Genomic DNA, 20,782 nt, shown 5'->3' on the forward strand with positions numbered 1-20,782 from the left:
GCCCCTGTGCTTTTTAAACACCGGGGCTTATAATCAATAGTAAAAAAAATAACCAGTTTTTACTATTAAAGTTAAAAATTATAGGCTATTAGAATTCAACTGAAAACTCATTGAAGTCCAACACTTACTAAAAGTGCACCATCTACTTTTTTCATATCATTATCTGTCATATGACCAATTTTTTCTTTCAATCTTCTTTTATCCAGGGTTCTTATCTGTTCCAGCAATACCACCGAATCCTTATTGAGACCATAGGCCTCCGAGGATATTTCCACATGAGTCGGAAGTTTTGCTTTATTTATCTGAGAGGTAATAGCTGCAACGATTACGGTTGGACTATATTTATTACCTACATCATTTTGTATGATAATAACAGGCCTTACCCCCCCTTGTTCAGACCCAACTACAGGGCTTAGATCAGCATAAAATATATCTCCTCTTTTCACTATTGTTGTCATCTGGCAAATCACTCTCCGAAAGCTTCGCTTCATATTCTTTTAATTCCTTTATGTCACTTGCAAAGCCCATTTCTGAAAATTCAAGATTAAGTTGTGCCATTTCCCTATATCCTTTTTCCATTTCTGATATTTCATTCAACCTTTTTTTCTCACTAATATATAATATGATAACTTCCCTAATAAATTCACTCCTTTTTTTGCAATCTTCCTTAAGTGCCTTGTTGAATTCATTATATAGTGTTTCTGAGAGGTCTATTACTAATCTTTTAGAATTTGACATATACAAATTAATACCTCCTATTACCCTACGCAAAAGATATATACAAGCTCATTATAGTACCAAATCTGCAGGCATGTCAAAGAAATTATCTATAATTTCACCAATTTTCTACTTGTATTTTTTGCCATAGGGTTTTTTATCTCTATAACTATTCTAATATAACTTTTCAATATTCTCATTTAAGTATATTACAATTTATATGTAAAAATTTTCAGATATTAATTTAAACACTGTATGTATCAATTTTTATATCATCACAAATGGCACCTATATACGTAAGTACTTATTGCATCTGGAAAAATCAATATTAGGCATTAACCAATCCTAATAATTATGTAATACTATACTAATACAGATATAATTTCATATATACATATTATTTATACTGTACCAATTTTTAAATTTATATTCATAATATTGTCATATATAAAAGCAAAGTATGTAAAATTTATTGAAAAATGTAAATTGCCAATATACTACATAATTATATAAATCGCCATCAGGGCTGCACGCAAATGCTTCATAATTTCGCATATGTAATATCAAACCTACTATTCATAATGCATACTGCCAGCTGTTAAAATGCCGGCAGTCATCTTCGTTACCTTATCAAATAATTTTTTACTTTTATCACTTCCCCATTTTTTATATACACCCTTGGAATCCTCTTGCTCATCATACAGAGTACCTCATAACTTATGGTACCAAGAATTTTTGCTATATCCTCCGCATTAAACCTCAAGCCGTCCTTTTCTCCTATAAGCACAACTTCGTCTCCCACATTGACCTCACCTGCATCAGTAACATCCACCATACACTGATCCATACATATATTACCTACTACCGGAGCAAATTTCCCATTTATTATGACTTTTGCCTTACCAAACAGCATTCTGGTATATCCGTCTGCATACCCTATGGGCAAAGTTGCAATGACACTTTTCCTTTTGGATTGAAATTTTCTGCCATATCCCACATACTGTCCGGCTTCCAGTGTCTTTACATGAACTACACTGGCCTTTAAAGTCATAAGAGGTTTTATATTCAGTTCATTCTTGTCCACCTCATTGGAGGGATAATATCCATAAATTATTATTCCAGGCCTGACTGAATCGCAGTAGGTATCCGGCAGCTCCATTATAGCTGCACTGTTGGCTATATCTCTCATGTTTATCTTTATTTTCTTCTCCATCAGCTTATCGTAGAATAATTTATACTTTTCAAATTGCTCCTGGGAATATGTTTTATCCAATTCGTCTGCTGTAGAAAAATGTGAAAACAGACTTTGTATTTCTATATTGGGCAGCTGGCTTATCTTATAAATCTCATCTACGCTGTCATCATTTATTAAAAATCCTATCCTGCCCATTCCTGTATCCACAGCAATATGTATCTTTGCAGTTTTTCCTTTGTCTACAGCTGCTTTGGACAACTTACAGGCATACTCATAGGAGGGCGCTATGGTTTCTACATCATAATCCAATATATCGCCAATAAGGGTATGAGGTATTATGCCAAGCACCATTATGGGTGATTTAATCCCCTTTTGCCTAAGTTCTACTGCCTCATCCAAAACAGCTACTGCCAGCCTTTCCACTCCATTTTCAAGAAGTACCTGAGAAACCTCGAAAGCTCCATGTCCATAGGCATCAGCTTTCACAACTCCTATCAACCTCTTATGACCAACTTTTGATTTTATCTGACCTATATTGTATGTAAGGTTGTCTAAATTAACCTCTTCCCATACCGGTCTGTAATTTCTAAACATCAATGCATCACCTCTGTATAATTGAATGAAAATCAACAATTTTAGTCCGTTAACTCAATTATATACCTTTTTCACAAAAATTGTGAGTACAATATTTCAATATCAATTTATCTCAAACATATTTTCATTCATATCCAGGTTTGCCTTGAAATCAGTATAGTGTACATCTACTCTCTTTCTGCCTGTAGAATCAAATATTTTTAGATAAACAGGTATATTGTGCTTTAAATTCACATACAATTCAGCCCTGCTTATATTTTTGTTGTTTCCAGGTATATCCAAATGAATAATCTGATACTCCTCCTCACTTACCTTTTTAAAGGAATTATCAATCTTTTCATTGGTATAGAGCAGCGATATATACTCTTCTACAAAGCAAAGCTTAAATAAGCTGTTGAAATTTTTATCCATACTGTATTTATCCTTGTTATCAATGTCCTTCACAAAAACTTTATTTCCCCTATAAATAATTACTCTATCTTTACTCAGATCAAATCTATCTCCATACCTGCTGTCATAATACTGTCTGCCGCTGTAATTTACTTTCTGTTTGTCATTTTCTATTTGAATGTTCACACTGCAGGTGTAGCTATTCAGATCCTTTAAATAATATATTACTTTTTCTGTATTTTGAATATTCCTTCCATGAAATAAAAAAATAACAAGTAAAACAAAAGATATACCTATCACTATTAACAGCTTTTTATTCACGTCATTCCTCCTGATTTACAGCTTTTCACTATTAATCTATTCTATTATATCTTCTGATATTACTTTTTTTTGAGTCTATTTCACTGCATCAATTCCTTTATCGAAAAAGGCAGCTGTTCCAAAATATGACTGGCATTTACACAAAACATGTCCCGGGACAGCTTTTCCCCTGAATAACCATGTACAAACGCAGCTATACATGCTGCCTCAAAAGGACAGTATTTCTGAGCTGCAAAAGAAGCTATAATACCAGTCAGACAGTCTCCCATACCTCCGGAAGCCATGGATGAATTTCCCATGGGATTTACAGCTGCTGCATTTCCATCCGTAATAATGGTATTGTAACCTTTTAAGAGTACAATCACCTCATTTTCAGCTGCAAAATCCCTGGCTACCTTCAGCCTGTTTTTCTCTATATATTCAATGTCAAAGCCTGTAATTCTAGACATTTCACCAAGATGAGGCGTCAAAATAACTTTGCATTTTCTACCCTTTAAAATATGGAGATTTCCCTTAAGTACATTGATTCCATCCGCATCAATAACTACATTTTTCCTGGATATGCCCAAGACTTCATCAACTAAATTCAAAGTACTGTCTCCAGTCCCCATACCCGGTCCTATGGCAACAGCATCACTTTTCTCTATTGCCTTTTTCAAATTTAAATCATTTTCCAGCTGAATTGTCATGCCTTCTACCAGTTTTGAACTCAATATTGGCTGTATATCTTTATGGCACCCCAGGGTAACAAGTCCTGCACCGCTCCTAACAGCTCCCTGGGCACATATATAGGCAGCTCCGGTAAATCCTTGAGATCCACCCAGAATAAGCACCCTTCCATAGTCCCCTTTGTGTCCCAATTTATTTCTTTTCTTCAATTTATTTTTTATATAGCTTTTATCCATTATGAATCGGGGTTCGATAAACTTTTGGACAGCCATTTCTGGAATTCCTATATTCTCTACAACCACCTCTCCCGTATACTCATCACTTCCATATCTTAAAAAGCCCTGCTTATACAATTGAAATGTGACAGTCTTATCTGCCTTTACACAGTTACCCATGATTTCTCCAGTATCTCCATTAAATCCAGAGGGAACATCTATAGAAACAGTATATTTGCTGTTTTCATTTATCGATGATATGACAGAATCCTGTATACCCCGTATGTTTCTGGAAAGTCCTGTGCCAAATATGCCATCAATAACAATCTGGCTTTCTTTTATACTTTCCCTAAGCGACAGCATATCCTTCAAAGAATTTACATTGTCCACGCTTATGTGCAGATTTTTCAATATATTATAATTTATACTGCATTCATCGCTCATACCTTCTTCTTTTCCCACTAAAAATACATGAACCTTTTTATCTAAATTATACAGGTGTCTTGCTATGACAAAACCATCTCCGCCATTGTTCCCTTTTGCACAAATTATACAGAAGCTATGGCAGTTTTCCAGATCTATATTCTTGACAACTTTCAAAGCTGCATTTTCCATTAAAACAATACTTGGTATTTTAAATTCACTTATGGCACACTCATCTATCTTCCTGCATGTCTCTATGGATGCCATTCTCAATTTCATCCACCTCCATTACCGCATAAGCTATAGCATTATCCACACCATGTGATATACTCAGATGGATTTTATAGTTTCCGCACTTATTTGCTATTAATCTGGCTTTTCCCTTTAATATCACATTGGGTCTGCCAGAAGCCGCCCTGTCTATTTCAACTTCTTTGAAATCAAATCCTCTAAATCCGGTACCCAACGCTTTTACCACAGCTTCCTTTGCCGCAAATCTTCCAGCTACAAATTCAGGCCTTAAATTTCTATTTTTAAGGTACTCTATTTCATTTTTGCTGAAAACCCTGTCCATAAAATTTGCATGTTTACTAATGGCTTCTTTAATTCTTCTGATTTCAACTATATCCACTCCGATTCCAAATATCAAAATAATTACACCCCCGTTCAATAATTTAATTATACAGCATTTATTACATTTTTCATTAAACAATAAATAAATTTTAATTAAAAAAAGAGGATTTCTCCTCCTTTCTAATATGCTATATAACTTACTTGTTTATCAAAATCCAGAATATATTCATCTACATAATCTCCTATTACATCAACCAGATGTATAGGCGATACCTGATTGTCATACAACAACTTCAGCAGATTATGTACCTTATATCTTTCAGGACTTATACTTTTAATACACTCCCGCTGTACATTTACCAGCTTCCCATCCATTACATCATGTCTCTCCACTTCAATTCCATAGGATTGAACTTTCACAACTTCATTCTGATATGGCACTGACACCTTTTCCTTTAACAACCTGTAAAAATATAAGTATTTCATATTCCTTACTATTTTATTAAAACTAAGATTTTCAACTATCATAAACTCTTCCCCCCGTAATCAGCTAATATTATCAACTAAAACCATATTAGCATATAACTGCAGAAAAATGTGTCAGTTCATGATTAGCCGAATTATAAATTATCTCTCATATATGACAATAAAAATCTTTCACCTGACTTGTGAAAAGTATAAATATACTTTTATGCTATTTATTAACAGTTTTTATTGAGTTTTTGTGTCGAATTTAGATGTATAATGACTATTTATTCTTTTATAATTTCTTTACATAAAATTATAAAATGATATTATTTTATCTGCAAAATCTATGTTTCCCTATAATCTTTATAAGGGGTCTCGACCATATCCATGAACTAGTGGCTGTAGCAGGATTAAAATAGTATATAGCTCCACCGGAAGGATCCCATCCGTTTAGTGCATCTCTTGCCGCATTTATGGAACTCTGTTCCATGTTGGCATGAATCTGGCCATCCACTATAGCAGTAAAAGCACCCGGCTGATATATTACCCCTGGCACCGTGGATGGAAATCTAGGATCCCTGGTTCTGTTCAGTATTACAGCTCCCACGGCCACCTGACCTTCATAAGGTTCTCCTCTGGCTTCACCATTTATCAAACGAGCTATCAGCATTACATTCTGGTTGCTGCTCCCACTTCCTGAGGCAGTACTTCCGCTTGAGGTATTTATTCCCAGTGCCGCCAGGGTGGCATCACCTGCTACACCATCAGGAGTCAATCCGTTTTTGGATTGAAAATACTTCACAGCAGTATAAGTCTGATATCCATAAGCCCCATCTACACTTCCATTATAATATCCCCAATTTTTAAGTTTCGTCTGGATTTGTATTACCGCATTTCCTTTAGAGCCATATGAATAGGCTATGGCCTTTACTGCATTGTTATAAGGAACCAAAAAAAGGGAAGTGGATATATATGTCAGTAATATAGCCAGGATCAGCACTATTTTTGTTTTTAAATTCATAACCTTTTTGGCCATATGACCATCTCTCCTTTAGTATTTATTGAATCTATATTTATCCCTGCTCGAGCATAGTTTATGCACAAATGTCATAAAAAATACATAAAAAAAAGCTGCCAAAATGGCAGCCTTTTTATCCCACTTTTCTCAATCTCTTTTTCCAGCTGGGTATCAATATATCCTCAACAATATCATTTATCACCACTATACCGCACAATTTATCTTCATCATCCGTTACAGGCATGGAAAGGAGATTGTATTTTGAACATTCTTCTATAGCCCTGTTTATTCTTTCATTATGGTTTATGCTTACTACATCATCCACCATGATTTCTTTCAATTTGGTTTCAGCACCTGCCAGTATCAGGCTCTTCAGCGATATAACACCTTGAAGTCTTCCTTTATCGTCCACAATATATATATAATAAGATACTTCATCATCTGGATTGATCTCCCTGAACAATTCAATGGTTTCATTAACTGTTATATTTACATTAAACGAAATAAAATCTTTTTTCATAATGCTCCCCACAGTTTCATCATTGTAATCCATGAGAGTCCTTACTTCTTCAGCATCTCCCTTTTTCATATTTAAAAGTATTTTTTCTGCTGTATCTTCATCGACTTCATCCAGGATATCCGCAATCTCATCCTTAGGCATATTAAACAACACTTCATCCCTCTTGGACTGGCTTAAATTTTCCAGAATATCTGCCTGTATCTTCGGTTGTATTTCTTCTAAAGTATCTGCTGCCAGACCTTGATCCAAACTCTCAAACACCTTTTTTCTATAATTCACATCCATATCTTCCAATATATCTGCCAGATCTGCCGGATGAAGTTTTGAAAGTTTTTTATATGGCACAGAGAGCTTCAAATTATTATTCACCATTTCAAGGGATTCTACATTGTCCCAAATTATAAGGCTGTCCTCTGGTTTTTTATTGAATATATCATAAAGTTTATTTACAATATGTTCCACACCAAGTCTTCTGCTTAAAGCCAGTACACCTGTATCCACAGCTACTACCCTGTATTCACCAGCTATCTTGGCAATCCTGAGATCATTCACTCTCACTAATTTTTTACCGTTTATATCCACAATCTGTTTGTCCAGAAGATGCTTTGACAAAAGGTAGGAGTAACTCTGAAGTATTATTCCCCTTATACCTTCCCCTTTGATTATTATTCTTCCATCATCATCATAAAAATCTATATTCCTGCATTCGCAGTCGGATATTTCCATACCTTCCTTTATCCTGTATCCTATAGCTCTCGGCATACCGTGATCCGTGGATACATATATATCCAGAAGTTTTCCCACATACTCGTTGAATTCATTATAGACCTTCTTATAAAGAACTTTACTCAAGAAGAAACTAGTTAACTTTTTCATAAATATTCCTCCTTCGATCTACGGAGAAATATTTAAATCACAAAAAAGTTAAAAGCAAATTGACTGGATTATCTTGTGAAATCTATTAAAATACTTCTCCGTATATTTCTATTAAATTTTGTACAAAGCTGCACCGACCTCCATAAGGTCCGTTTTCCATTTGACCACACCACCCAAATTAAAAAAATTAAAAAAGAGCCTTAACGGCTCTCCATATACACTAAAACTTTTTAATCGTCCGAGTTTTAGCACTATATAGCTTTAGACAATCTGTCAAGCTGCATTAAATAAAACCTTAATCCGGTAATATCTGTTGACCCATTGGCATCTCTCGATGTTTCCGGGCATCAGCATATGTCTATATAGGAGCCTCACCTAACATAACACGTATAAAATATTATCATTTACATTATAATTATATTACAAATTTACCAGAATGCAATAAGTAAATGCTAAATTTATCAACATTTATCTAATAAATTTTTACTCCCTTCTTTATTATATGTTATACATCTATTTTGATACACAAATTATCCATTGAAATTAACGATTAGGAGCTAAATAGTATAATCATCAACTGATCAGAGCTTATTATTTTTCATGTGTTATAATAAAATTAAAAGAAAAAACCAGAATGGAGAATGCAAATTGCAGCTAAATAAAAATTTTCTACCCATATGCAAGAAAGATATGGAACTGAATAATATAGAACAATTGGACTTTATATTTATAACTGGAGATGCTTATGTGGATCACCCTTCTTTCGGCACTGCCATAATATCCAGAATTTTAGAAAGGGAAGGTTTTAAAGTTGGAATAATATCTCAGCCGAATTGGCAAAGCATAGATGATTTCAAAAAATTGGGCAGACCCAGACTGGCATTTTTAATCAACTCCGGAAATATGGATTCCATGGTGAACCACTATACTGCCACCAGAAAAAAGAGACATGAAGATCTCTACTCTCCAGGCGGAAAACCAGGCTGCAGACCTGACAGGGCATTAATTGTATACTGCAACAGAGCCAGAGAAGCCTACAAGGACGTTCCCATAATAATAGGAGGAATAGAGGCCAGCTTGAGAAGATTTGCCCATTATGACTACTGGAGCGACAAAATAAGAAGAAGTATTCTTTTGGATTCCAAATCCGACATACTGGTATATGGTATGGGGGAGAAATCCATAGTACAAATAGCAAACCTATTGAAATACGGCATGAATATCCACAATATCACAGATATAAGGGGAACTTTATATTCTTCCAGAAATAAAAGCCAACTAAAAGAATATGTAGAAGTGCCTTCCTTTGAGGAAGTACTGGAAGACAAGAGAGCCTATGGAGAAAGCTTCAAGCTGGAATATCTGGAACAGGATGCGGTAAGGGGAAAAATACTGGTGCAGAAACACGGTGATCAGTACATTGTTCAAAATCCGCCACAGTATCCATTGACGGAAGAGGAAATGGATATAATATACTCCCTGCCCTACACCAGAACTTATCACCCAATATACAAAAAATTAGGAGGAATACCTGCCATAAAGGAAATACGTTTTTCCATTACCAGCCACAGAGGCTGCTATGGAGGCTGTTCCTTCTGTGCTCTGACTTTCCACCAGGGAAGAACTATACAACACAGAAGTGAGAAATCCATAATCCAGGAGGCAGAACTTCTGACCACGCTGGATGACTTTAAAGGTTATATACATGACGTGGGAGGACCCACTGCAAATTTCAGACACAGAGCCTGCAAAATTCAGGAAAAAGCAGGAGTGTGCAGAAACAGGCAGTGCCTATTTCCCTTTCCCTGTAAAAATCTGATTATAGATCATAGTGAATACTCGAATTTGTTGAAAAAAATAAGAAAAATACCTGGCATAAAGAAAGTATTTATACGTTCTGGAATACGGTATGATTATCTGATAAACGATAAAAATACAGATTTTTTCACAGAACTGTGCAGGTACCACATAAGCGGGCAGCTGAAAGTGGCCCCTGAACATATAAGCGACAAAGTACTGTCACAAATGGGGAAGCCAAGAATGGATGTTTATAATAAATTTGTAAAAAAATACTTTGAAATAAACAAAAAGCTGGGTAAGGAACAGTACCTGGTACCTTATTTAATGTCCAGTCATCCCGGAAGTGATCTAAATGCAGCCATACAACTGGCGCTGTATATAAAAAAAATGGGTTATACCCCGGAACAGGTTCAGGATTTTTACCCTACGCCCGGAAGCTTGTCTACAACCATGTACTACACTGGTATGAACCCTCTAACCGGCGAGAAAGTCTATGTACCGAAAAAACAGAAGGAAAAAAACATGCAGAGAGCTCTTTTACAATTTAACCTTCCCAAAAACTACAGACTTGTAAAAGAAGCTCTGACTGCTGCCGGTCGTAATGATTTAATAGGAAACGATTCTCACTGTCTGATTCCCAAAAATCCACCCAGAAAAAAGCATTTTTCATGAGTAAACTCCACCTGTGTCTAAAAATTCAGCTGGGCAGCGATTTTTTTCTCACTTTGTTTAAGGCATAGATCAATACAATTATCCAGCTGATATCACCTAATATGGTCTGTGCCAGTATTTTTATCCCCAGCAGCCAGGTTATAAATTCTGCAGAAGTTATAACTGCAGCAAGTATCATCAAGTATATTCCAAATTTATTTGGATTGTTTTTTCCCATAAATGCCAATGTAAAAAATATTACCAGAGTATTAAACACTACATATGCCCAGTATACATAGGAATCTTTGGGAAGAGCGAGAGAATATCCCCATATCAGTGAATACTGATTAACATTTTCCAATACAGCTTCATAATTATAAATTACAAACACATATAATCCACACAATAGAATTGATATTATAAATATGTAATAAAATTTAATATTGTCTTTTCTCATAAAAATGTACATTACAGTAAAAGCCATCAGCGGAATGGCAATTAGATTTAAGAAAAAAGGTATCTTCAGCATATATAAGTATTTCATGTCATCATTTAAAAATAAAATAATAATGGACATATATCTTAACATCATAGCTATCAGAATAAAAAAGGTTATTATTTTTACCTTGGCAGGTAAAAATTTAATCCACATAAGCCCTTGAGCGATCATTATGAACACAATAAACAGCAGACAAATATAAATATAAAATATCATGTACTCTCCTTCTCTCAGCAGCACTTTACTTTATATTTATTAATATCAGGCGGTTTATATTACTACTTTAAACAAAAATCATATATTTCCCTGATTTTCTCAGTTCATCTTTACTCCCAGGACCTTTATTCCACCCTTTATACATTCTATTTCAAGAGGAAAATCGGGACCTTTTTCACCATCTATATCGGTGACTATATTTTCACTGCACTCCACTTCTATCTTATCCGACTTAAAGTATATGAGACCTGCGGTATTTTCCAGATGATCTCCCCTAAGCATCTTTATAAAAAGTGTAATGGTATCCTTTATGACTCCTGCTTTTATTATTATGACATCCAGCAGTCCGTCATCTATCCTTGCCTTATAGGCAAGATTTAAATTTCCGGCAGTCTGCCCGTTAAAAACCATCATAAGGTACATAAGGTACATATCCCCATCAAAAAAAGCAGTTTCGGATTTGACCTTTATTTTAAGCTTTCTCAAATTGGGAAGCTGTTCCAGCCCCTTCACATAATAGGCCAATTTCCCTATGGTATTTTTTAAATTCACATCTGTCTTTTGTGATACATCAGTAAATAGTCCTGTACTCGCCACATTTATAAAATACTTGTCATTCACTCTGCCTAAATCCAAATTTCTAGGCTCACTGTTTATTATCTGTTCACAGGCCTTTTCAACATCTTCAGGTATGCCTATAAACTTTGCAAAATCATTTGCAGTGCCTACGGGAAGAATGGCTATGGGTATATCTATATTTAACCTTTTCATATAATTTACAGCAGTGTCTACTGTTCCATCTCCTCCTGCCACCAATATGTATTTATATGTCTCATCTATTCCCTTAAAAGCTTCTTCCATATCAACTTCAAAGCTGATTCTAAAAGGGATTATCTCATATCCATATTTCTGATGTATTTTGATAACCTTATCTATGCCTGATATTATAGCGTTTTCTCCGGAATATGGATTATAAATAAATTTCACTTTATTCATATTGAACTCTCCTATATTTATATTGTAAATCCAGGTGTTAAATTTTTCATTATATCACCTGATATTATATCACCTAGTATAATAAATCCACAAGATTACCCGGTAGCCTTGTGGATTTATTTACAAATTATTAAATTCTAACTTTGAGATATACTAGGACTGGATATACTGCTGAGTGCATCTCCAGCCTGTTCATTGGATTTGGAATTAGTCGCCAAATCTCCTAAAGATACAATCCCCACAAGGCACTCATCTTCCACCACGGGAAGTCTTCTTATCTGCCTTTCACTCATTATTCTGGATGCATCTCTTATATCCATATCAGGAGAACCTGTTACAGGATTTGAGGACATTACATCTCTTACAGTCCTGGAATTATAGCTCTCACCCTTAACTGCTGATCTTACAGCTATATCCCTGTCTGTTATAATTCCTATAATCCTGTCGCCATCACATACAGGAACAGATCCTACATTGTTCTGCTGCATAATCTCAGCTGCCCTTTCTATGGTATCGCCAGCTTTTAAACTAACTACAGATTTAGTCATTATATCCTTAACCTTCATTTATAAAACACCCCTTTGTATTTTAGATTACAAAGTATATTATGTCCTGAGTTAAGAATTATGTTGCTTATAAATTATTGGTATTTTTGGTCTTCCTCTTATGTATATATATGGAACAAAAAGCTATAATGCACAAAATCATTATGGGCAATATGAATTTTACAGAAAAAGGATCGGATAAATTTTTCCCCATCAACGAATAAGTTACCATCTCCGGCAAAGTTCCCAGCAGTGTCCCAAAAATAAAATCGCTATATTTCATCTTTGTAAGCCCCGCCGCATAGCTCAATGGATCGTAGGGAAACACAAAAGACAATCTCATTACAGTCATGATTCTAAATCCATACTTCTCTATATTTTTGTCCAAATTCAACGCCTTTCCCTTCAAAATCCTATTTACAAATGAACGGCCAAAATATCTGGATAAAAAGAAAGCTACAGTAGCAGAACCAAAACATCCAACCATACTGAGCAAAACAGCTATATGGGCATTGAATATATTCCCCGCTATAATGGACATAATGGATGCAGGAAATATAATAAGAAGCGGTCTCAATGTATACATGATAATGAAGACAATAGCAGAAAGCCTCCCATAACTCTGTATGTAACTTTTAATCTTATATACGTCTATATTGTAGAACTTGTCTTTATAGACAAATAACAAGATTATGATAAACAGAACCAAAACAGCAAATATTATAGATTTATTGATATTTTTTCTACTATTTTTCATAAATCTCCAACTATCCTTCTTATCAATTTATTCTTGAATTCAGACAGAGTTTCCTGCAAAAGAGTGCTTATCTCCATTTAGGGAGACGGAAACATCAGTACCGGTGCTTTCGAGGGAAAAACTATGCAGCTAAATTAAAATGCAAAACATATTTCAATAAAAATTTACAAATAAAAAATTTTACCACTTAACTATTATTAAAAAATGAGTTATAATTATTTTATGTAATTATATACTTTTTACTCATTTTAAGCAATAAAATATTCTATTATTTTTAAGGAGTGACCCTCAATGGCTAAAATAAAAATAGCTAGAAGTACCGTCCCAAATGCGTTTACACTCACTAATCTCAGTTGTGGTATAATATCTCTAATAATGTCCTTTGAAGGAAATTATATATGGGCCGGTTTATTTATATTACTTGCATGTTTAGCTGACAGATATGATGGAAAAGTCGCCCGATTTTTGAAAGTATCCAGTGACCTTGGAAAAGAATTGGATTCACTGGCAGATTTAGTTTCCTTTGGAGTGGCTCCTTCGGTTCTTGCATTTAATCTATATAATTTTTCCAGCCTGGGTCTACTGGGATATCTACTGGTATTGTTGTTTCCAATATGCGGAGCCTATAGGCTTGCAAGATTTAATATCACTGATTTCGATGGAGAATTTTTTGGTATTCCCATAACTTTTGCAGGTATGTTTATGGCACTTTACTGCCTGATCACCATAAAACGTCATATGGCTCCAGAAGTTACAATTTTACTTGTAATAATACTTTCCTATCTTATGGTGTGCAAATACAGGTTTAAAAAATTTTAATCAGTTAAATATTATAAAGGAGAATAGGATATTTACTTATTCTTCTTTTGGATCATCTTCATATATCGTATCCAAATTGTTTAGAAATAACTCCTCATCTATTTCCGTTTCCATATACTGCGCCTTCATTTTTCCCTTGATAATTTCAGTCTTCATTTTGCAATACTCAGCATACTCCCCAGTGGATTTATCTATGGCGCTTACAACCTTGTCAATCACATCCCCCAATTCATTTACCCTATGAAGGGCATCCTTGATTTCTTTCTTATGGGCAGATGCAATGGAATTCAATTCTCCTGCTCCCCCTATAAGCAGTCTGTAACAATTGGTTAATTTAGACAATAAATCTGTCAGGTTATTTATATCACAATAATACTCTTCAATTATCTTCCTATGAGACATATCTATCACCCTGACTAAAATTTATAGTATACTATATTATTTATATTAAAATTATAATAAATTATAACTCTATGCCCTCCTTAGACTAACCTTCATAGAAAACATTTTTTCAAACAAAGATGACTTATTATTCAACCTTAAAAATATTTTTCCTACATTATCGCTTTTTATATCAATATACAGACATTTATCAGCCAAATTCATATTTTCAATTGAAGTATTCAGCTTATGTGTATGATCCAGGGCATCTGCTATCCTCAGAACAGCTATCAACTTCAACAGCTGCTTTTTTTTCATTTCATCGTACAGTTCAATATCACAGTCTACATTTTTTCCGTGACTTCCTGCAATTACAGCCAGACAGCGTCTCAATTGCCAGGGAACATTCTGAAAATTTTCTTCCTGCAATATTATATATTTAGTATGCCACTGATGCCTTGACTTGTTTATAAAACATCCTACATCGTGCAAAATTGCACTGCAGCTCAGAAGATCTCTGCAGTCTCTTGTCAAATAAAAATCTTTATCTAGTACATCATATATTTGTCCGGCGAAACCTTCTACCTTGATTTCATGGTCCATAATATTTCTCACATTGTATTTTTCCGCTGTTTTTAGTACATCATCAATTTTCACATAATTATATATATTGATCATGAAAAAATCCTTTCACTTAATTTATACACTAAATATAATATGAGAGGACTGCTTTCTATATGAACTTATTTTACTACAAGAGATCTATTGAACACTTTATAAAAATAATCCCTGCATTCATTAACCATGCTTATTTCAAGCAGAGATTCCTTTTTTGAAACTATATTTAATATGACTTTTTCCTTTTCAACCTGGATATCTATATCTAAAACATTGCCATCATATGCCCTGTCAAGGAATTTTGAAATATAAAATATAAGAGACAATTTTTCGATTATTTCAACATCATCAGAATCCAGAATCTTGCCAAAATAATCAGATTTTCTAATTTTATTTTCCTCAAAAGTGGACACTACAAAAGCTGCCATTATCTGCTCTCTATGGGTAAGTCCGTATATTTTCAAGTTTCTCACTATATAAAAAGAATATTTTTCCTGACTTCCAAAGCCGAGAGAAACACCACAGTCACCCAGCATAACTGCCGACTTCAATATTCTATAATCTTCATCCCTCATGGGCAGTATATCTGAAAAGGCCGTACATAATTTCCCTGCAAAGCTCCACACCAGTTTTAGATGCTTTTTATCCGAGCCATAATTATTTACTATATTGCTCAAGGAAAAATCAAGTATATTTTCAACAAGCGGAGGATAACTTTTTATCAATTTACCGTAAATCAGCCCCTGCCTCAGTCCACTTTCACTGATACAAAGTTTTTTAGTGCCGCAGTACTTCATCGCTGTAGCTATACAGCAAATGGCACCTACAAATATATCTGCCCTGTCTCTGGATATTCCCCTTACTTTTTTATACTGGGAAATCTCCATGTTTTTTAGAAAACTGTAGATGCCCATCACATCCTTGGAGGAAATCACGTAATTATGTGGATTATTAAAAGGATAATTTATTTTATTTCTATGTATTTTCCCTATAGTTCTGTGACTTCCTCCAACACCTATAAGCGGCAGGCCGTTTGCCTTTTTCAGCCAGCTTATTTTATCAAAATTGGATACGAGAAAAGACTCAAGCTCCTTTATTTTCTTTTGATTGCCTCCCTTGATAGACATAAATCTATCAGTGAGAGTAATTGCCCCCATGGGGATACTTATAGACTCTTTCATCTTTCTATCTTCAACCAGTATGAACTCAGTACTGCTTCCACCTATATCCATTAGAAGTGCAGAATTAATATCAATACTGTTTACTACTGCCAGATAATCAAAATATGCTTCTTCACTCCCTGAAAGCACTCTTATGTCTATTCCTATTTCTTTCTTTGCCCTGTCTATAAATTCCATTTGATTTGAAGCCTTACGTACCGCTTCCGTGGCCACTGCAACTATCTCAGTTACATTATTTGAATCACAGAGCCTTTTAAAATGAGATAATACAATAATAGCCAACTTGATTTTTTCTTCACTTATGGCCCCTTCAGCTGTCATACCCCTTCCCAGCCTCACTATGGATTTTAATTCATCAACAAACTCATAGTTTTTGCCATTTGTAACTTTTACAATCAGCACTCTCATGGAGTTAGAGCCGATATCTATTACAGCCAACTTTTTCATAACCTATCTCCTTATAATTTTAATATATTTATATACTATATAAATCACAAAAATATTTCAACAAATATTGGGAAATAATTTTAAAAGTATGTTATTTGCATGTTAAGATATTGTTAAAAACACAGTATTCACTATCGTCAATAAAGTATAATTTAATTGTACATACTATAATTAATTATTGTACTTAAAATTTATATTGGAGTTGATGCATATGAAAAACGTTAAATCATCACAGACAGTAGCAGCCATAGATGCAGGTTCCAACTACTTGAGAATGAGTATTGCCGATATAAGTCCCGACGGCAGCATCAATGTGTTGGAAGATTTAATCAAACCTACCAATATAGGAAAAGATACTTTTTCAAGCGGCAGAATATCTGTGGATACCATTCATGATACATGTAATGCCATAAAAGGATTTACACAGGTAATGAAAGATTACAAAATAAAAAATTACAAAGCCGTATGTACCAGTGGAATACGAGAGGCTGAAAACAAGCAGTATATCCTGGAACAGATAAAACTCAGGACAGGAATAGAAGTAGAGGATATAAATGTATCACAAGAGCGTTTTTATATGATGAAAGCTTTGAAATACGATATGTCTGAATCTGATTTTTTCAACAAAAAAACCACATTGGTGATAAATATAACCACAGGCTCAGTGGAAGCCTCAATTTTTGAAGATGACAAATTAAAATTTACAGAGCATATTCAGATAGGATCCTTAAGATTAAAGGAAACTTTTGCAGGTTTGGAAAATAAGATTATGAATTTCTCCAATTTAATGAAAGAATATGTAGAAAGTAAGCTATACTGGATAAAATCCGGCACCAGACATTTAAAAATAGAGAATCTGATTATAATAGGAGGTGAAATACATACAATTGTCAATTTAATCAACAGCAGGGGCAGCAGCTCGAAAATAGAAAATGTAATACTGGGAAAAGATTTCAAATCACTGTACAATGAAATTAAAAATATGACAGAAGATCAGATTACTTTCAAATATAAAATCAGTGCCAATAAAATAAATCTTCTGCTTCCCACACTGCTCATATTCAACTGCTTTTTCAAAATGGCAAATACAGAGAGTGTATACAACCCCGACATAAGTCTGAGGCTGGGAGTTCTGCAGGATCTCTCCGATAGGATTTTTAATCTTCCCCGCAGGACAAAGCTTATAGATGATATATTGAGCTCCATAGATCACATTGCCAGTAAATATAAAATTGACAAAACCCATTCCAACTACGTGGAAAAAATTGCATTGTCTATATTTGATCAAACTTTAAAAATTCACAAGATGGGTGAAGCAGAGAGACTGTATCTGCAGGTATCCAGCAGACTCCATGATATGGGTCAATTTATAGATGCGGTAGACCCTGAAATTCAAGCCTACAATATAATAATAAATCAGGATATAATGGGGTTTTCATACAGAGAATTAAACATAATAGCCAGCACAGCCAAATATCATTGGGATATGATGCCTAAAGAATCAGATTACAATTATTCTATTCTGGATTCCAAAGACAAAATGACTACATCCATGCTGTCCGCCATTTTAAAATTATCGGAGGCACTTGATACATCTCATCTCCAGAAAATAACAGATATAAAACTTACAAAGAGCGGTGATATGTTATTTTTCAACATTACATCAGAAAAGGACATAAGCCTTGAGGAATGGGCTTTTAACAGCAAAGCAAACTTCTTTCAGGAAGTTTTCGGTATAAAACCAACAATTTAAGGAGGCTCGATTATGGGTAAATTTGACAAAAGTAAAAATTTTATAAACAGGGAACTAAGCTGGATAGAATTCAATAAAAGAGTACTTGAAGAATGCAGAGACACAAACCATCCTCTCTTTGAACGTTTAAGATTTCTTTCAATTACCTGTTCCAATTTAGATGAATTTTTCATGGTAAGAGTTGGATCCCTCATGGATCAGATAAAAGCAGGTTTCAACAAGGCGGATCCTGCAGGATTGACTCCAAAAGAACAGCTGGAGGAGATATATTCAAGCGTGACAAAATTAGTGGCAAAACAATGCAGCTATTATAATCGTTCTTTAAAAGTGGCTCTTGGCAAGGAAAATATAAAATTTTTAAAACCTCAGGACCTGGATGAAAATCAGCATAAATTTATAAAAAACTATTACCGTAAAAACGTTTTTCCTGTCCTGACTCCAGTACTTTTAGACAGCAGCAGCGCCTTTCCCCTGCTTTTAAACAAGAGTCTGAATATAGGGCTTATGGTTGAAAAAAAAGGAGTCAAATCTTTTGCCACGGTCCAGGTACCCTCGGTACTTCCAAGAATAGTGGTTATACCAAGTGAAACCAGCTTCGATATAATTCTCCTGGAGGATATTATAAAATCCAACCTGAAAACTCTTTTCGGCACTGAAAATATATTATCCTGCGGATGCTACAGAATAACAAGAAATGCAGATATGACCGTGGACGAAGAAGGAGCAGAAGATCTGCTTGAAGCCATAGAAGAATCTCTAAAGCAGCGTAAATGGGGTGCTGCAGTAAGACTGGAGCTTGAAAGGGGAATAGGCAAAGACATAGTGAGAACCCTTGAAAAAGAGCTGGAGATCTCCAGAACTCAGGAATATATTTTAAATGTTCCACTGGACTTGACCTTTTTAAATAAGCTCATATCCGTAAAAAAATATAAATACCTGTGCTACGATCCCATAAAACCGGTAAATCCGCTGAAACACGTAGAAGATGAAAGTATTTTCTCTATTATATCAAAAAAAGACATACTTTTAAGCCATCCTTATGAATCCTTCGAACCTGTTATAGAGCTTGTAAGACAGGCTGCGGAAGATCCTATGGTACTTGCCATAAAACAGGTTCTCTACAGAGTCAGCGGGAATTCCCCCATTGTAAGATCCCTTATAAAGGCAGCTGAAAATGGCAAGCAGGTAACGGTACTGGTGGAATTAAAAGCAAGATTTGATGAAGAAAACAATATAATATGGGCAAAGCAGCTGGAAAAAGCCGGATGTCATGTGATCTACGGATTAGTTGGACTTAAAACGCACTGCAAACTGCTCTTAGTAGTCAGAAAAGAAGAGGACGGCATAAAAAGATACGTTCATATGGGCACCGGCAACTACAATGACGTAACTGCAAAAATATATACGGATCTGGGACTTTTCACATCGAATCCCTATTTTGGTGAAGATGCATCTGTAATATTCAATATGCTTTCAGGCCGTTCCATTCCCACGGAGCTGAAAAAAACCTGCATAGCACCGCTCAATCTGAGAGAAAGATTTTTATATCTCATAAGGCGGGAGACAGATAATGCACTAAAGGGCAAACCTGCCAAAATAATTGCCAAGATGAATTCACTGGTAGATAAGCATGTAATTGAAGCCCTGTACAATGCATCCTGTGCAGGCGTAAAAATACAATTAATCGTAAGAGGCATATGCTGTTTAAGGCCAAATGTAAAAGATGTAAGTGAAAATATAACTGTAACAAGCATTGTGGGAAGGTTCCTTGAGCACAGCAGGATATATTATTTTTACAATGATGGCGAAGAGGATCTGTACTTATCCAGTGCAGACTGGATGAACAGAAATCTGGACAGAAGAGTGGAACTTCTATTTCCCATAGAAGATGGTGATGTGAAAAATAAATTAAAGAAAATACTTAATATACAGCTAAACGACACAATCAAAGCCAGGATATTGACCAGTGACGGTTCTTATTCCCATATAGACAAACGCGGTGGAAAACAGGCCCTGGACAGCCAGAAATTATTTTATGAATCAACTTTAGACACAGATAAAGGTCATTTAAACAAAACAGAACGTTCCAAAAAAAAGTGGCGTGAAGAGGGCTTCGAAGTACGCCGATCCCAGGAATAAA

The 20,782-nt window shown here is 34.8% G+C and carries 20 protein-coding genes and 1 riboswitch; of the genes, 4 read left to right on the forward strand and 16 right to left on the reverse strand.

Going from position 1 to position 20,782, the window contains the following annotated elements:
* Nucleotides 1-107 precede the first annotated feature (107 nt).
* The 9 genes from CLLU_RS03380 to CLLU_RS03420 form a co-directional block, all read right to left on the reverse strand.
* Nucleotides 108-458 (reverse strand): type II toxin-antitoxin system PemK/MazF family toxin, encoded by a 351-nt coding sequence (locus CLLU_RS03380; RefSeq protein WP_106008172.1) that lies wholly within the window; start codon nt 456-458, stop codon nt 108-110.
* Nucleotides 418-738, reverse strand: coding sequence for a CopG family transcriptional regulator (locus tag CLLU_RS03385; RefSeq protein WP_106008201.1), 321 nt, complete (start codon nt 736-738; stop codon nt 418-420). The genes CLLU_RS03380 and CLLU_RS03385 overlap by 41 nt, the downstream gene beginning before the upstream one ends.
* A gap of 601 nt (nt 739-1,339) precedes the next feature.
* Nucleotides 1,340-2,506: an alanine racemase gene (alr, locus tag CLLU_RS03390; RefSeq protein WP_106008173.1), complete on the reverse strand. Its 1,167-nt coding sequence runs from the start codon at nt 2,504-2,506 to the stop codon at nt 1,340-1,342.
* Between the two features lie 102 nt (nt 2,507-2,608).
* Complete coding sequence (locus CLLU_RS03395) at nt 2,609-3,217, reverse strand: germination lipoprotein GerS-related protein (protein ID WP_106008174.1); 609 nt, start codon at nt 3,215-3,217, stop codon at nt 2,609-2,611.
* Nucleotides 3,218-3,297: 80 nt separating this feature from the next.
* The gene (locus CLLU_RS03400; protein ID WP_106008175.1) at nt 3,298-4,797 is read right to left on the reverse strand and encodes an NAD(P)H-hydrate dehydratase; all 1,500 of its coding nucleotides are present in this window, start codon (nt 4,795-4,797) and stop codon (nt 3,298-3,300) included.
* Complete coding sequence (gene acpS, locus CLLU_RS03405) at nt 4,757-5,173, reverse strand: holo-ACP synthase (protein ID WP_106008202.1); 417 nt, start codon at nt 5,171-5,173, stop codon at nt 4,757-4,759. The genes CLLU_RS03400 and acpS overlap by 41 nt, the downstream gene beginning before the upstream one ends.
* A gap of 104 nt (nt 5,174-5,277) precedes the next feature.
* Nucleotides 5,278-5,625: a DUF6514 family protein gene (locus CLLU_RS03410; RefSeq protein ID WP_106008176.1), complete on the reverse strand. Its 348-nt coding sequence runs from the start codon at nt 5,623-5,625 to the stop codon at nt 5,278-5,280.
* 271 nt (nt 5,626-5,896) lie between these two features.
* Nucleotides 5,897-6,601 (reverse strand): spore cortex-lytic enzyme, encoded by a 705-nt coding sequence (gene sleB / locus CLLU_RS03415; protein WP_106008177.1) that lies wholly within the window; start codon nt 6,599-6,601, stop codon nt 5,897-5,899.
* Nucleotides 6,602-6,716: 115 nt separating this feature from the next.
* Nucleotides 6,717-7,979: a magnesium transporter MgtE N-terminal domain-containing protein gene (locus tag CLLU_RS03420; RefSeq protein WP_106008178.1), complete on the reverse strand. Its 1,263-nt coding sequence runs from the start codon at nt 7,977-7,979 to the stop codon at nt 6,717-6,719.
* A gap of 222 nt (nt 7,980-8,201) precedes the next feature.
* A riboswitch (M-box (ykoK) riboswitch) is annotated at nt 8,202-8,369 on the reverse strand.
* Between the two features lie 258 nt (nt 8,370-8,627).
* Between CLLU_RS03420 and CLLU_RS03425 the strand changes: the two genes are divergently transcribed.
* Entirely contained in the window at nt 8,628-10,451 is a 1,824-nt protein-coding gene (locus CLLU_RS03425; protein WP_106008179.1) for a YgiQ family radical SAM protein, read from the forward strand.
* Between the two features lie 25 nt (nt 10,452-10,476).
* On the opposite strand, the gene CLLU_RS03430 is transcribed toward CLLU_RS03425, so the two are convergent.
* The 4 genes from CLLU_RS03430 to CLLU_RS03445 form a co-directional block, all read right to left on the reverse strand.
* The gene (locus tag CLLU_RS03430) at nt 10,477-11,145 is read right to left on the reverse strand and encodes a hypothetical protein (protein ID WP_106008180.1); all 669 of its coding nucleotides are present in this window, start codon (nt 11,143-11,145) and stop codon (nt 10,477-10,479) included.
* A gap of 99 nt (nt 11,146-11,244) precedes the next feature.
* On the reverse strand, nt 11,245-12,141 hold the full coding sequence (locus CLLU_RS03435) for a YegS/Rv2252/BmrU family lipid kinase (protein ID WP_106008181.1): 897 nt from the start codon (nt 12,139-12,141) through the stop codon (nt 11,245-11,247).
* Between the two features lie 137 nt (nt 12,142-12,278).
* Nucleotides 12,279-12,707, reverse strand: a complete 429-nt coding sequence (locus tag CLLU_RS03440; protein ID WP_106008182.1) for a CBS domain-containing protein — start codon at nt 12,705-12,707, stop codon at nt 12,279-12,281.
* A gap of 67 nt (nt 12,708-12,774) precedes the next feature.
* Nucleotides 12,775-13,443 carry a TVP38/TMEM64 family protein gene (locus CLLU_RS03445; RefSeq protein WP_106008183.1) on the reverse strand — a complete coding sequence of 223 codons (669 nt, stop codon included), beginning with the start codon at nt 13,441-13,443 and terminating at the stop codon, nt 12,775-12,777.
* A 291-nt stretch (nt 13,444-13,734) separates the two neighbouring features.
* Here CLLU_RS03445 and pssA point away from each other — a divergent pair, with 291 nt between their 5' ends.
* Entirely contained in the window at nt 13,735-14,262 is a 528-nt protein-coding gene (pssA, locus tag CLLU_RS03450) for a CDP-diacylglycerol--serine O-phosphatidyltransferase (protein ID WP_106008184.1), read from the forward strand.
* Between the two features lie 36 nt (nt 14,263-14,298).
* Here the strand turns inward: pssA and CLLU_RS03455 are convergent, their stop codons facing one another.
* The 3 genes from CLLU_RS03455 to ppx form a co-directional block, all read right to left on the reverse strand.
* Nucleotides 14,299-14,664, reverse strand: coding sequence for a hypothetical protein (locus tag CLLU_RS03455; protein ID WP_106008185.1), 366 nt, complete (start codon nt 14,662-14,664; stop codon nt 14,299-14,301).
* 69 nt (nt 14,665-14,733) lie between these two features.
* Nucleotides 14,734-15,321: an HD domain-containing protein gene (locus CLLU_RS03460; protein ID WP_106008186.1), complete on the reverse strand. Its 588-nt coding sequence runs from the start codon at nt 15,319-15,321 to the stop codon at nt 14,734-14,736.
* Nucleotides 15,322-15,386: 65 nt separating this feature from the next.
* Nucleotides 15,387-16,889, reverse strand: a complete 1,503-nt coding sequence (ppx, locus tag CLLU_RS03465; protein WP_106008187.1) for an exopolyphosphatase — start codon at nt 16,887-16,889, stop codon at nt 15,387-15,389.
* A 211-nt stretch (nt 16,890-17,100) separates the two neighbouring features.
* On the opposite strand from ppx, the gene CLLU_RS03470 reads away from it, so the two are divergent.
* Together CLLU_RS03470 and CLLU_RS03475 are read left to right on the forward strand one after the other, a co-directional pair.
* Nucleotides 17,101-18,642, forward strand: coding sequence for a Ppx/GppA phosphatase family protein (locus CLLU_RS03470; RefSeq protein ID WP_106008188.1), 1,542 nt, complete (start codon nt 17,101-17,103; stop codon nt 18,640-18,642).
* A 12-nt stretch (nt 18,643-18,654) separates the two neighbouring features.
* Nucleotides 18,655-20,781 (forward strand): RNA degradosome polyphosphate kinase, encoded by a 2,127-nt coding sequence (locus CLLU_RS03475; protein ID WP_106008189.1) that lies wholly within the window; start codon nt 18,655-18,657, stop codon nt 20,779-20,781.
* The last annotated feature ends 1 nt before the right edge of the window (nt 20,782 follow it).

Source organism: Clostridium luticellarii (assembly GCF_002995845.1).
GTDB lineage: Bacteria > Bacillota > Clostridia > Clostridiales > Clostridiaceae > Clostridium_B > Clostridium_B luticellarii.